Below are 221 nucleotides of genomic sequence, written 5' to 3' on the forward strand. Positions count from 1 at the left end.
TCGTTGACGTGGGACTGCGGGTCGGAAATGGCTCTGCACAAGGATGTCACGGCGACCGGGTTGCCGGTGTACTTCGCCCACCCGCACTCACCGTGGGAACGGGGAAGCAACGAGAACCTCAACCGGATCGTCCGCGAGTACCTGCCCAAAGGTGTGGAGATCACCAGCGACCCGACCTACCTCGCCGCGATCGCCGCGGAGATCAACGACCGACCCCGTAA

The 221-nt window shown here is 63.8% G+C and carries 1 protein-coding gene (running past one end of the window); it reads left to right on the forward strand.

Annotation, left to right across the window (positions count from 1 at the left end; genetic code table 11):
- The coding region annotated (locus GCL84_RS01570; RefSeq protein WP_156753510.1) for an IS30 family transposase crosses the window boundary (this coding region is incomplete at its 5' end): on the forward strand, positions 1-221 show 221 of its 291 nt. 70 nt of the annotated region lie beyond the right edge of the window.

The sequence above is a fragment of the Actinokineospora pegani genome (assembly GCF_009745975.1).
Classification (GTDB): domain Bacteria; phylum Actinomycetota; class Actinomycetes; order Mycobacteriales; family Pseudonocardiaceae; genus Actinokineospora; species Actinokineospora pegani.